We start from the raw sequence: 12826 nt of genomic DNA on the forward strand, positions 1-12826 counted from the left end.
CCGCCGCCCGCCGCTTCATCTTGGCCCAAATACCCCGGGGGTCCGGGGGCAGCGCCCCCGGGGCGTCCGGTCAGAGGAAGCTCCGGCCCGCCCCCTGCGGCACGACCTGCAGGTGTCTCGCCACCGAGGCCGCCACATCGACAAAGCCGCGCAGCCCGATCCTGCGCGGGACGGCGCCCCAGCCCACCACCGGAACCCGCTCGCGGGTGTGCTCGGTGCCGTGCCAGGTGGGGTCGTTGCCGTGGTCGGCGGTGAAGATCGCCAGATCGCCGGGCCGCAGGGTGGCCAGGAACCGCGGCAGCGCGGCATCGAACCATTCAAGCGCGCGCGCGTAGCCCGACACGTCGCGCGGGTGGCCATACAGGCTGTCGAACTCGACAAAGTTCGCAAAGGTCAAGGAACCTGACTTGGCCTTCGCCCCCAACCGCACCAGATGTTCGAAAAGGTCAGCGTCGGATTTGCCCTTCCAGAGCTGACCCACCCCCCGCATCGAGAAGATGTCGCCGATCTTGCCGATGGCATGGGTCTGTCGCCCCGCGCCCTGCACCCAGTCCAGGAGCGTGGGCGAGGGCGGCGCGATGGCATAGTCGTGCCGGTTGGCGGTGCGGTGGAAGTCGCCGCATGTGCCGGTGAAGGGCCGCGCGATCACCCGGCCGACCTTCATCGCATGCAGATGCGGGGCCAGGTCGGCACACAGCTGCAACAGCCGGTCCAGCCCGAAGGCCTCTTCATGCGCGGCGATCTGGAACACGCTGTCGGCGCTGGTATAGCAGATCGGCCAGCCGGTCCGCAGATGCGCTTCGCAATGCTCGGCAATGATCGGCACGCCCGAGGCGTGGCAGTTGCCCAGGATGCCGGCTGTGCCGGCCAGCTTGCAGACCAGCGCCACCAGGTCGGGCGGAAAGGCCGGCACCGTCTTCGGGAAGTAGGTCCAGTCCCAGGGCACCGGCACGCCGGCCAGTTCCCAATGCCCCGAGGGCGTGTCCTTGCCGCGGGACACCTCTTCGGCCGCGCCCCACAGGCCCCGAGGCACCGCCGCAAACCCCTCCATCGCCGCGCCCGAGGCCAGCCGCACCGCCGCCCCCAGCCCCAGCCCGTCAAGGTTGGGCATCCGCAAGGGGCCCGACCGCCCCTCTTCTGCCTGGCCGGCAGCACAGGCCGCCGCGATATGTCCCAGGGTGTTTGCGCCCTCGTCGCCGAAGGCCGCCGCATCCGGCGCGCCACCGGCACCGACCGAATCCATCACGATCAGAAACGCCCGTGCCATCTTTCAGGCGATCCTCTTCATCACCAGGGGCGGCTCGTCCGGCACATCCGGGACAATCCGGTAGGCCGCCTGCACCGCCTTTACCGCGGCCTCGGCCGCCGCATCGCTGGCGGCATGCACCATCGCGATGGGCACGCCCGCGCCGGTTTCCTCGCCGATTCCCGCCAGGTCCGACAGGCCGACCGAGGGGTTGACCTTGTCGCCTTCGCGCAGCCGGCCGCCGCCCAGGTGCACCACGGCATTGCCCAGCACCTGGCCGTCGATCGCCGCCACATAGCCATCGGCCAGCGCCGGCACCTCGCGCACCACCGGAGCGGCCGGCAGCCGGTCTGGCCAGCGCTCGACGAAATCCGCCGGCCCGCCCTGCGCCGCCACCATCTGGCCGAAACGCTCGGCCGCCGCGCCGCTTTCCAGCGCCCGGGAGATTCGGCCGCCACCATCCTCGGCATCCGCCGCCAGCCCCGCCAGCGCCAGCACCTCGCCGCCCAGCGCCACCGTCAGGTCGCGCAGCGCCACGTTGACCGAGGTGCCGGTCAGCGTCTCCATCACCTCGATCACCTCAAGCGCATTGCCGGCCGCGGTGGCCAGCGGCTGCGACATGTCGGTGATCAGCGCCGCGGTCATGCAGCCCGCCCCCTGCGCCGTGCCGACCAGCGCCCGCGCCAGCGCTTCGGCATCGTCAAGCGTCTTCATGAACGCACCCGAGCCGCATTTCACGTCCAGCACCAGCGCCTCAAGCCCCGCCGCCAGTTTCTTCGACAGGATCGAGGCGGTGATCAGGTCGATGCTTTCCACCGTGCCGGTCACGTCGCGGATGGCATAGAGCCGCTTGTCGGCAGGCGCGAGGTCGGCCGAGGCCGCCACGATGGCGCAGCCGATCCGGGCCACCTGGGTGCGGAAATCGGCCTCGCTCAGGCCGGTGCGGAAGCCGGGAATCGCCTCGAGCTTGTCCAGCGTGCCGCCGGTGTGGCCCAGTCCGCGGCCCGAGATCATCGGGTTCATCGCCCCGCAGGCCGCCAGCGCCGGGGCCAGCAACAAGGACACGCAGTCGCCGATCCCGCCGGTGGAATGCTTGTCCACCACCGGGGCGGGCAGGTCCCAGGCCATGACCTTGCCGCTGTCGCGCATGGCGCGGGTCAGGGCGACGCGGCCCGCCTCGCCCAGGCCCTTGAGCAGCACGGCCATGGCAAAGGCCCCGGCCTGGGCATCGGTGACAGCCCCCGACGCCAGGCCCTGCGCGAACCAGGAGATCTCGTCCGCCGACGGCGGCACCCCGTCGCGAAGCTTGGCGATGATCAGGCGCGCGTCCATCAGGCCCGGCCCATATGCGCGGCCGAGAACACGCCGGGCAACAGGTCGGCCACCGTCATCACCTTGCGCTTGCCCTGGGTCGTGGCCAGGGTCACCCGCACCCCCTGCGCCGCAAATTCAGCGATCTTCTGGCGGCAGCCCCCGCAGGGCGGCACCGGCTCGGGGCTGTCGGCGATCACGCAGACCTCTTCGATCACGGTATCGCCGCCGGCCACCATGGCCGCAATGGCGCCGGCCTCGGCGCAGGTGCCCTCGGGATAGGCCACGTTCTCGACGTTGCAGCCGACATAGACGCGGCCCGAGGCGGCGCGGATCGCCGCCCCCACCTTGAAACGTGAATAGGGCGCCCAGGCGTGCTCGCGCACCTCGGTTGCGGCCTTCAGAAGATCCATGCCTGCGCCTCCGCCCGGTCTTGTTGCCCCGACTGTGGCCCTGCGCCGGGCCGAGTGCAAGCCGGGCGCGCGGGTCAGGGTGCGGGCACGGCGCGGGTGGGCGGGTTGCCGGGCAGGGTGACCTCAAGCAGTTGCAGGTCCTCGGTCGGCTCGGCGTAGCGGGTCGCAAGGCCCGGCGGGATGACGAAGGCATCGCCGGGCGACAGGCGGAACGGGTCCTTCCCCTGCCCTTCCAGCACCATGTGGCCCGAGATCACGAAGCTGAAGAGGATATCGCCCTCATGCACCGTCCAGGGCGAGGGTGCGGCGAAGGCATTGTCCAGCGGCCGCGCGACCAGCACGCTGGCCACCCCCTTGGTGGCGGCGTTCACCCCGGTATCGCGGGCCTCGAAGCCCGGAATGCGGAACGCGGCGAAGACGCCCTTGTCGCCGATGTCATGCACGAAGCGCTGGCCGTCCCATTCGCGGTCGGGGCGCAGTTGCGGGGTGGGCAGGGTCATCTCGTGGTCGATCTCGGTCAGGTGTTCGGCCGGCACGCCGATTTCCACCACCTGCACGCCTTCGGAATGCAGCACCTTGTGGCGGATGCCGGGCGGCTGGATGAAACAGTCGCCGGCATGGATGCGCAGCGGGCCGCCCTGGTCCTCGTACAGCACGTCGACCCAGCCGGCGACGCAGAAGATCAGCTGGAAGCCGACCTTGTGGTAATGCACCATGTCGGGCACCGGGCCGTCGGGCACCCGGATGTGGCTGGCGATCATCGCGCCGCCCAGGCGCGAGGGCACCAGATCGCGGTATTCCATCCCCGCCCGGCCGATCACCCAGGGCGCGCTGTCGGCCAGCCGCCGCACCACGAAGGCATGTTCGGTGGCGGGCAGGACGAGGGGCGGGTTCAGCTCGTCGATCTCGACGCGGGTGCCGTTCGGCGCGGTCAGTTCGCGCAGGCCGCCGGCAAAAGCGTCGGGGGCTTCGGTCAGGATGCGGATGGTGCCGGGGCCTTCCGGCGCGCCCTTCTCGATCCGCAGGCGCAGCCCGTGGCCCGAGACCACCGCGATCTGCGGGTTGTCGGCCGGATAGATCATGTCCAGCCGCATCCCCAGCGTCCCGGTATAGAACGGCAGGTCATCGCGCAGTTCCTTCGTCGGCAGCCGGATTTCGGCGCGCGTGTCCGTCATGTCTCTCTCCCTGGTCTTTGCTCCCATGGTGCGGGCGGCTCCGGCGATTTGCAAGCCGCGGCGTTTGCTGCCAGGGCCGGTCGATGACCAGGGTCAGCCGATAGTTCAACGTTAAACCATCAAGGCCTCGGCGCGCGCCGGCAGGCGTCGCGGCGGGGGTTTCACACCCCCGCACCCCCGTGGGATATTTCTCAGAGAGGAAGGCAGGGCCGAGGGGAATCGGGGGCCGGCGGGGCGGCGGGCAACTTTGCAAAATCGGCCGCAGTTCGCGGCAGGTTTCGCGGAAACCTGGGCTTTGCAAAAATTCGCAAGCTGAATACGCGAAATCCTGCAAACATTTTGTCACAGCCGTACGTTGTTCCCGGTAACATTGTTGCGCGGCAGGGGGGCCTGCCGTAACAGGGAAGCGCTTTGGGAGGAGGGCTGGCTGATGGGATACGCCGAGATCTATGCGCGCTGGAAGACCGATCCGGAGGGATTCTGGATGGATGCTGCGGGGGCCATCGACTGGGTGCGCAAGCCGACCACCGCCCTGAACGACAGCCGCGCGCCGCTCTACGAGTGGTTTACCGATGGCGTCGCCAATGCCTGCTGGAACGCGGTGGACCGGCATGTGCTGGCCGGACGCGGCGCCCAGCTGGCGATCATCCATGACAGCCCGGTCACGCATCTGCGCAAGGGCATCACCTACAAGGAACTGCAGGCCCGCGTCGCCAGCCTGGCCGGTGCGCTGCGCGCCAAGGGCGTGGAAAAGGGCGACCGCGTCATCATCTACATGCCGATGATCCCCGAGGCGCTGGAGGCGATGCTGGCCTGTGCGCGGCTGGGCGCAATCCACTCGGTGGTGTTCGGCGGCTTTGCGGCGAACGAACTGGCGGTGCGGATCGACGACTGCACGCCCAAGGCGATCATCGCCGCCTCTTGCGGGATCGAGCCGAACCGGATCGTTCACTACAAGCCGCTGCTGGATGCCGCCATCGACATGGCCGAACACAAGCCCGACTTCTGCGTGATCTTCCAGCGCGAGCAGGAAGTGGCCAAGCTGGTCGAGGGCCGCGACGTGGCCTGGCACACCTTCCAGTTCGGCGTGGAACCGGCCGATTGCGTGCCGGTCGAGGGCGATCACCCGGCCTATATCCTGTACACCAGCGGCACCACCGGCGCGCCGAAGGGCGTGGTGCGCCCGACCGGCGGCCACATGGTGGCGCTGATGTGGACCATGCGCGCGATCTATGACTGTGGCCCGGGCGACGTGTTCTGGGCCGCCAGCGACGTGGGCTGGGTCGTCGGGCACAGCTACATCTGTTATGCGCCGCTCTTGGCGGGCTGCACCACGGTGGTGTTCGAGGGCAAGCCGGTGGGCACGCCGGATGCCGGCACCTTCTGGCGGGTGATCAGCGAGAACAAGGTGAAGGCGCTGTTCACCGCGCCCACCGCGTTGCGGGCGATCAAGCGCGACGATCCGGCGGGCGAGTTGGTCACCGACTACAACATGAAGACGCTGAGGACGCTGTATCTGGCGGGCGAGCGGGCCGACCCCGACACCATCCTCTGGGCGCAAAAGCATCTGAAGGTGCCGGTGATCGACCACTGGTGGCAGACCGAGACCGGCTGGGCGATCGCCGCCAACCCGATGGGGATCGAGGCGCTGCCGGTCAAGATCGGCTCTCCGTCGGTGGCCATGCCCGGCTATGACGTGCAGGTGCTGGACGAGGGCGGCCACCCGATGGGCCCCGGCACGCTGGGCGCCATCGCGGTCAAGCTGCCGCTGCCCCCCGGCACCCTGCCCACGCTGTGGAACGCGGACGACCGGTTCCGCAAGTCCTACCTTGCCCATTTCCCCGGCTACTATGAGACCGGTGATGCCGGCTACATCGACGAGGACGGCTATCTCTACATCATGGCGCGCACCGACGACGTGATCAACGTCGCCGGGCACCGGCTGTCGACCGGGGCGATGGAAGAGGTGCTGGCCAGCCACCGCGACGTGGCCGAATGCGCGGTGATCGGGGTGGCGGACGAGTTGAAGGGGCAGTCGCCGCTGGGCTTCCTGTGCCTCAACAAGGGGTCGAACCGGCACCATGACGATGTGGTGAAGGAATGCGTCAAGCTGGTGCGCGAGCGCATCGGCCCGGTCGCCGACTTCAAGCGCGCGGTGGTGGTGGACCGGTTGCCGAAGACGCGCTCTGGCAAGATCCTGCGCGGGACCATGGTCAAGATCGCCGACAGCCAGCCCTGGAAGATGCCGGCGACGATCGACGACCCGGCGATCCTGGACGAGATCGCCATGGCGCTGAAATCGCTGGGGCTGGCGCGCGGCTAGGGCCGCGGACAGGAAACCGGGTGCGAGGCTGGACTTGCGCCCCGCGCCCGTGGCAGCCTGTGGGCGTGCAGCAGGGGCCAGACGCATGACGGCACTGAGCAGCGATCAGGCAAGAGGGCGGGCGCGATGACGCCGGGCCGCGCCGATCCGGCCCTGGTCCTGGCGGTGGGCGATCTGGCGTTGCCACAGGCGGCGCTGCGCCAGTCGCTGGCGGCGGCGGGGTTCACGCTGCAGCTTGCAGCCACGGCCGAGGATGCGCGGCGGCTGTTCCGGGCGCTGACCCCGCGGATCGTGGTTCTGGACCTGGGTCTGTCCGCGGCCGGTCCGCTGCTGGCCGAGATGTTGCAGGCCAAGCCCGACCTGGCGGTTCTGGCACTGGCCGCGTCGGAGGCGACCGACAGCGGGGGGGCGACCGCTCTGGCGGGCGCGCGCGACCTGCTGTTGCGTCCGCTTGACGCCGACCGCCTGCTCACCGCGCTGAAGACCGTCTGCGAGGCCGCACCCAGGCCCGGGGCGCGGCCACCGGCCGAACGCCGCAAGCCGGCGGGCGATCTGGCCTCGGTTCCGCCCGAACGGGCCGCCTTCATCGGCTCGTCCGAGGCGATGGAGCGGGTTCACCGGATCATCGCCTCGGTGGCCCGGTCGCAAGCGACGGTGTTCATCACCGGCGAAAGCGGCACCGGCAAGGAACTGGCGGCGCTGGCGCTGCACGCGCGGTCGAACCGGGCAAACGGCCCCTTCATCGCGCTGAACTGCGGCGCGATCCCGCCGGACCTGCTGGAAAGTGAGGTCTTCGGCCATATGAAGGGCAGCTTCACCGGGGCGATTTCCGACAAGCCGGGGGCGGCGGCGGCGGCCGATGGCGGCACCCTGTTCCTGGACGAAGTCTGCGAAATGGCCCTGCCCCTGCAGACCAAGATGCTGCGCTTTCTGCAGACCTCGACGATCCAGCCGGTCGGGGCAGTCAAGCCGCGCCGGGTGGACGTGCGCATCGTCTGCGCGACGAACCGGGACCCGCTGGAAGCCGTGCGCCGGGGCCATTTCCGAGAGGACCTGTTCTACCGGCTTTACGTCGTGCCGGTTCACATGCCGCCCCTGCGCGACCGCGGACCCGACATTATCGAGATCGCCGAGGCCGCACTTGAGCGTTTTGCAGCCGAGGAGGGCAAGCGGTTCGAAGGCCTGGCGCCCGAGACGCGGGCCTTTCTGCTGACGCAGGACTGGCCGGGCAACGTGCGCCAGCTTCTGAACGTGATGCGCAACGCGGTGGTGCTGAACGACGGCGGGCCGGTGACGCCCGAGATGCTGCCGCTGGCGATGGCGGGCACGGCGCTGAACTTCGACCTGCCGCGCGACGCCGAGACCCGCCCGGCCCTGGTGCCGGTTTCCGAGCCGGGGCTGTCGCTTGCCGAGATCGAGCGCCGCGCCATCGAGGCGGCGCTTGCCCGCCACGACGGCTCGATCCCGCGCGCGGCGCGGGAACTGGAGGTCTCGCCCTCGACGCTGTATCGCAAGCTCGACGCCTGGTCGAACCGGCGGTGAAGCAGCGGCGCGGCGCCGGGGCGCCGCAAGCCTCTTGCCTCGTCGTCGCCTTTCAGGCTCCTCCTCGGGCAGGGGGCGCTGCCCCCTGACCCCCGGGATATTTGCAGACAGATGAAAGCCAAGGGGCACCTTGTTGTTTCATCTGGCTGCAAGCACCCCGCCGGAGGCAAGGCCCGGTGGCCCCGGTCAGGCGAATTGTTCGGTCAGCAGGCGCTCTTCCAGGCCGTGGCCGGGGTCGAACAGCAGATGGTGGCGGATGTCGGGTTCGGATCGCACCGCCACCCAGGCCACGTCGCGCACCGACGACCGGCTGTCGGCGTCGGCCATGACCGGACGCCGCTCGGGTTCGATCACGTCGAAGCGCACCACTGCCGCCTTGGGCAGAACCGCGCCGCGCCAGCGGCGGGGGCGAAAGGCGGCCATCGCGGTCAGCGCCAGCACGTCAGAGCCGATGGGCAGGATCGGGCCATGCGCCGAATAGTTGTATGCGGTCGAACCTGCCGGGGTCGAGACCAGCGCGCCGTCGCAGACCAGTTCCTCCAGCCGCTCGCGTCCGTCGATCGAGATCTTCAGCTTGGCCGCCTGCGGCCCCTGGCGCAACAGCGACACTTCGTTGATCGCCAGCGCCTCGGTCACCTTGCCGCGGGTGTTCTCGGCCCGCATCGACAAGGGGTTCAGCACCGCCTCCTCAGCCTCCGCCAGCCGCTCGGACAGGCTTTCGTCGGAATAGGCGTTCATCAGAAAGCCGATGGTTCCGCAGTTCATGCCATAGACCGGCAGCACGTGCGCCGCATTGGCGTGCAGCGTCTGCAACATGAAGCCGTCGCCGCCAAGCGCCACGATCACCTCGGCCCGGCGCAGGTCCGATTGTCCGTAGCGCGCGGTCAGACGTTCCAGTGCCGCCATTGCCGCCGGTGCCCTGGATGCCGTGAACCTGATGCGCTGCGCCGCCCGAACCGCCATGCGCCCCCCTGTCTGCCCCGCCACCTTGGCCGGGCGATCCGGCAAACTCAACCCCTTGCGCCGTGTCGATTTCGCAGCCACCGCGACATCTGTCGTTTCCGGCCTTTTCCGGGGCATCCGCCTGCTCTACAACGCCGGGCAACCCGCCCCGCCCTGATGGAGACGCGCATGTCCGACACCGGCTTTTTCACCGAAACCCTGTCCTCGCGCGACCCCGCGATCTTTGGTGCAATCACGCAGGAACTGCACCGCCAGCGCCACGAGATCGAGTTGATCGCCAGCGAGAACATCGTCAGCCGCGCGGTGACCGAGGCGCAGGGCTCGGTGATGACGAACAAGTATGCCGAGGGCTACCCGGGCCGGCGCTACTATGGCGGCTGCGAGTTCGTCGACGTGGCGGAAAACCTGGCCATCGAGCGCGCCTGCCAGCTGTTCGGCTGCCGCTTTGCCAACGTCCAGCCGAATTCGGGCAGCCAGGCCAACCAGGGCGTATTCATGGCGCTGTTGAAGCCCGGCGACACCATCCTGGGGATGAGCCTGGATGCCGGTGGCCACCTGACCCATGGCGCGGCACCGAACCAGTCGGGCAAGTGGTTCCACGCGGTGCAGTATGGCGTGCGCAAGCAGGATCTGACGCTGAACTACGACCAGGTCGCGGAACTGGCGGCCGCGCACAAGCCGAAGATGATCATCGCCGGCGGCAGCGCCATCCCGCGGATCATCGACTTTGCCCGCATGCGCGCGATTGCCGATTCCGTCGGCGCGCTGTTGCTGGTGGACATGGCCCACTTCGCGGGACTGGTGGCGGCGGGCCTGTATCCCAGCCCCTTCCCGCATGCCCATGTCGCCACCACCACCACCCACAAGACCCTGCGCGGCCCGCGCGGCGGCATGATCCTGACCAATGACGAGGACATCGCCAAGAAGGTGAACTCGGCGATCTTCCCCGGCATCCAGGGCGGCCCGCTGATGCACGTCATCGCCGCAAAGGCCGTCGCCTTTGGCGAGGCGCTGCGGCCCGAGTTCAAGGTCTACCAGGCCCAGGTCATCGCCAATGCCAAGGCGCTGGCGGATGAGCTGATGAAGGGCGGCCTCGACATCGTCACCGGCGGCACCGACAGCCACCTGATGCTGGTCGACCTGCGGCCCAAGGGCGTGAAGGGCAATGCCACCGAAAAGGCCCTCGGCCGCGCCCACATCACCTGCAACAAGAACGGCATCCCCTTCGACACCGAAAAGCCCACCATCACCTCGGGCGTCCGCCTCGGCACCCCGGCGGGCACCACCCGCGGCTTCGGCGAAGCCGAATTCCGCCAGATCGGCCGCTGGATCACCGAGGTGGTGGACGGGCTGGCCGCGAACGGCGAAGACGGCAACGGCGCGGTCGAGGCCAGGGTGAAAGCCGCGGTCGAGGCGCTGTGCATCCGCTTCCCGATTTACCCGGACCTCTGATCCGCCTGCCTTGACAGCCGCAGGGCGCGCACCGCAGGGTCGCGCCCTGTTCCTTTCCGGCCAAGGCCCCGATGCCCCTCGCCCCGCCTGAAACCCGCAGTCTTGAACGCCGGATGGGTGACTGGGCGCGCGCCCGCCTGCCCTATGGGGTGGCCGAACTGGCGATGTTCGTGCTCAAGCAGGGCTGGGCCTGCCTGTTCGGCGGGCTGCTCCTGATCGCCATCGTCGCCTCCAAGGCAGTGTGGCAACCCGACTGGCCGCTGGCCCGCTACGACGCGCTGTTCCTGTTCGCCCTGGCCACCCAGGCGCTGTTCCTGTGGCGCAAGCTGGAAACCTGGGAGGAAGCGCGGGTGATCCTGCTGTTCCACCTGACCGGCACGGCGATGGAGTGGTTCAAGGTCCACGCCGGCAGTTGGGCCTATCCCGAGCCGGCGCTGTTCAAGGTGCTGGGCGTGCCGCTGTTTTCCGGCTTCATGTATGCCAGCGTGGGCAGCTACATGGCCCGGGTGATCCGCATCTTCGACATGCGCTTCGCCCCCTACCCACCGTACGCGCTGACCCTGGCTCTGGCCGCGGCCATCTACATCAACTTCTTCGCGCATCATTTCGGGCCGGACATCCGCATCGGTCTTTTTGCGGCCACCGTCCTGATCTATGGCCGCACCCGCATCTGGTTTCGCATCCATGACCACGACTGGTGGATGCCGCTGCCGCTGGCGGCCTTTCTGTCCAGCCTCGCGTTGTGGGTGGCCGAGAACATCGGCACGGCCACGGGCACCTGGCTGTACAACGGCCAGCGTCCAGACCACTGGGTCAGTCTGGCCAAGCTGGGGTCCTGGTATCTGCTGCTCTATGTCGCCTTCGTGACGGTCACGCTGGTGGTCCGCTCGGCGCTTTATCCGGCAGGCCGGGCGGTTCAGACGTATCCGCGCCAGACCAGATAGGCGATCACCCCGCCCGCCACGACCAGAAGGGAAAACGCGATCGAGGCCGCGATCGAGGCGAGCGTGGCCTTTCGCCGTGCGCTGCGGCCCAGTCGGGACAGGTAACGCAGACAGATGTCGTAGTCCCGCGCCACGCGGGATTCGTCCACCTGCACCAGAAGCTTGGGGTTCTGCGCCTTGAGCGCGGACAGGGCCAGGGCCTCGGCCGCGGCCCGCACATGGTGCGGCAGCCGGCGCCCGCCGCGGCGCAGCTTGTCCTCAAGCCCCTGACCGGAAATGCCCAGCCGGTCCTCAAGCAGAGAAGCCACCCGATCCGCCATCTGCGTGATCGTCACCGCACCCATGCATTCCCACCCGCGTTCTGCAGCGCGTCCGAGTATCCACGACGCACGGGCGCGCAGCAACGGCTCTGGCGGGCCACAATGCGTTTCGCTATGCAAACCCAATGCTTGCGACAATCCGCCACCACGCCCACCAGGCTGCCAGCGCCCCACCCCTGGTGGTCGCGCATGGCCTCTATGGCTCGGCCCGCAACTGGAATGTGATCGCCCGCCGCCTGGCCGACCGGCGCGAGGTCATTGCGGTGGACATGCGCAACCATGGCCAAAGCCCGCGGATGCCCAGCCAGGGCTATCCCGAGATGGCCGCCGACCTGGCCCAGGTGATCGGGTCGCTGGGCGGGCAGGCCGATCTGCTGGGCCATTCCATGGGTGGCAAGGCGGCGATGCACCTGGCGCTGACCGAGCCCGGGCTGATCCGGCGGCTGGTCGTGGCCGACATCGCGCCGGTCGCCTATGATCATGACCAAAGCCGCCACGCCCGGGCCATGCGGGCGCTGGACCTGGCCGGCCTGACCACCAGGGCCGAGGCCGACCGGCGGCTGTCGGAGACGGTCGAGGATCCGGGCTTGCGCGCCTTCTTCCTGCAATCGCTGGACCTGCGGGCCGAGGGCGGCCCGCGCTGGCGGCTGAACCTCGAGGTGCTGGAGACAGAGATGCCAAGGATCGTGGGCTGGCCGGGCACCGAAGGCCGCTTCGACGGCCCGGCCCTGTTCCTGACCGGAGCCGACAGCAGCTATGTCCGCCCCGAACACCGCGACCTGATCCGCGCCCTGTTTCCGAAGGCGCGGTTCGCAAAGATCCCCGGTGCGGGCCACTGGCTGCACGCCGATGCCCCGCGCGCCTTCGAGGAAACCGTGCGGGTCTTTCTGGACGCCTGAAGCTCCGGCCTCAGATCGTCGCCACCTTCTTGGCGACCAGCCAGGTCACCGGCAGGCCGATGGCAGCGCCAATGGCAGCGGAAATGACGATCGGCCTGAGCGTGTCCATCCCCATGGTCAGCGCCACAACCATGGCAATCCCGGCCAGAGTGGTCCCGATCACCGGGTAAAGAAGCAGGAACAGGCGCATGAGACAGTCCTCCGAAAGGGCGCGTCCGGCATGAAGCAGCACGCCCGG

General features: G+C 69.1%; 12 protein-coding genes. 5 read left to right on the top strand and 7 right to left on the bottom strand.

The genetic code is table 11. From position 1 onward, the window contains the following. Nucleotides 1–70: 70 nt before the first annotated feature. From LHP98_RS08625 to LHP98_RS08640, 4 genes are all read right to left on the bottom strand, one after another. On the bottom strand, nucleotides 71–1267 hold the full coding sequence (locus tag LHP98_RS08625; RefSeq protein ID WP_227252127.1) for a phosphopentomutase: 1197 nt from the start codon (nucleotides 1265–1267) through the stop codon (nucleotides 71–73). A gap of 3 nt (nucleotides 1268–1270) precedes the next feature. Next, entirely contained in the window at nucleotides 1271–2578 is a 1308-nt protein-coding gene (locus LHP98_RS08630) for a thymidine phosphorylase (protein WP_227252128.1), read from the bottom strand. Beyond that, entirely contained in the window at nucleotides 2578–2970 is a 393-nt protein-coding gene (locus tag LHP98_RS08635) for a cytidine deaminase (RefSeq protein ID WP_227252129.1), read from the bottom strand. Before LHP98_RS08635 ends, LHP98_RS08630 begins: the two co-directional genes overlap by 1 nt. Before the next feature lie 74 nt (nucleotides 2971–3044). After that, nucleotides 3045–4145 carry a cupin domain-containing protein gene (locus tag LHP98_RS08640; RefSeq protein ID WP_227252130.1) on the bottom strand — a complete coding sequence of 367 codons (1101 nt, stop codon included), beginning with the start codon at nucleotides 4143–4145 and terminating at the stop codon, nucleotides 3045–3047. A 430-nt stretch (nucleotides 4146–4575) separates the two neighbouring features. On the opposite strand from LHP98_RS08640, the gene LHP98_RS08645 reads away from it, so the two are divergent. Both LHP98_RS08645 and LHP98_RS08650 read left to right on the top strand, forming a co-directional pair. Then, complete coding sequence (locus tag LHP98_RS08645; RefSeq protein WP_227252131.1) at nucleotides 4576–6468, top strand: propionyl-CoA synthetase; 1893 nt, start codon at nucleotides 4576–4578, stop codon at nucleotides 6466–6468. Between the two features lie 126 nt (nucleotides 6469–6594). Further along, entirely contained in the window at nucleotides 6595–8010 is a 1416-nt protein-coding gene (locus LHP98_RS08650) for a sigma-54-dependent transcriptional regulator (protein WP_227252132.1), read from the top strand. 186 nt (nucleotides 8011–8196) lie between these two features. Here the strand turns inward: LHP98_RS08650 and LHP98_RS08655 are convergent, their stop codons facing one another. Then, the gene (locus tag LHP98_RS08655) at nucleotides 8197–8973 is read right to left on the bottom strand and encodes an NAD kinase (RefSeq protein WP_227252133.1); all 777 of its coding nucleotides are present in this window, start codon (nucleotides 8971–8973) and stop codon (nucleotides 8197–8199) included. Nucleotides 8974–9141: 168 nt separating this feature from the next. Here LHP98_RS08655 and glyA point away from each other — a divergent pair, with 168 nt between their 5' ends. After that, nucleotides 9142–10425, top strand: coding sequence for a serine hydroxymethyltransferase (gene glyA, locus LHP98_RS08660; RefSeq protein WP_227252134.1), 1284 nt, complete (start codon nucleotides 9142–9144; stop codon nucleotides 10423–10425). 113 nt (nucleotides 10426–10538) lie between these two features. Then, nucleotides 10539–11369 carry a DUF817 domain-containing protein gene (locus tag LHP98_RS08665; RefSeq protein WP_227252135.1) on the top strand — a complete coding sequence of 277 codons (831 nt, stop codon included), beginning with the start codon at nucleotides 10539–10541 and terminating at the stop codon, nucleotides 11367–11369. Here LHP98_RS08665 and LHP98_RS08670 read toward each other — a convergent pair. After that, nucleotides 11342–11713 (bottom strand): hypothetical protein, encoded by a 372-nt coding sequence (locus LHP98_RS08670; RefSeq protein WP_227252136.1) that lies wholly within the window; start codon nucleotides 11711–11713, stop codon nucleotides 11342–11344. The genes LHP98_RS08665 and LHP98_RS08670 overlap by 28 nt on opposite strands. Nucleotides 11714–11814: 101 nt before the next feature. On the opposite strand from LHP98_RS08670, the gene LHP98_RS08675 reads away from it, so the two are divergent. Then, on the top strand, nucleotides 11815–12588 hold the full coding sequence (locus LHP98_RS08675) for an alpha/beta fold hydrolase (protein ID WP_227252137.1): 774 nt from the start codon (nucleotides 11815–11817) through the stop codon (nucleotides 12586–12588). Between the two features lie 10 nt (nucleotides 12589–12598). On the opposite strand, the gene LHP98_RS08680 is transcribed toward LHP98_RS08675, so the two are convergent. After that, complete coding sequence (locus LHP98_RS08680; RefSeq protein WP_227252138.1) at nucleotides 12599–12778, bottom strand: CTP synthetase; 180 nt, start codon at nucleotides 12776–12778, stop codon at nucleotides 12599–12601. Nucleotides 12779–12826 lie beyond the last annotated feature (48 nt).

This window comes from Rhodobacter sp. Har01 (genome assembly GCF_020564565.1).
GTDB lineage: Bacteria > Pseudomonadota > Alphaproteobacteria > Rhodobacterales > Rhodobacteraceae > Pseudogemmobacter.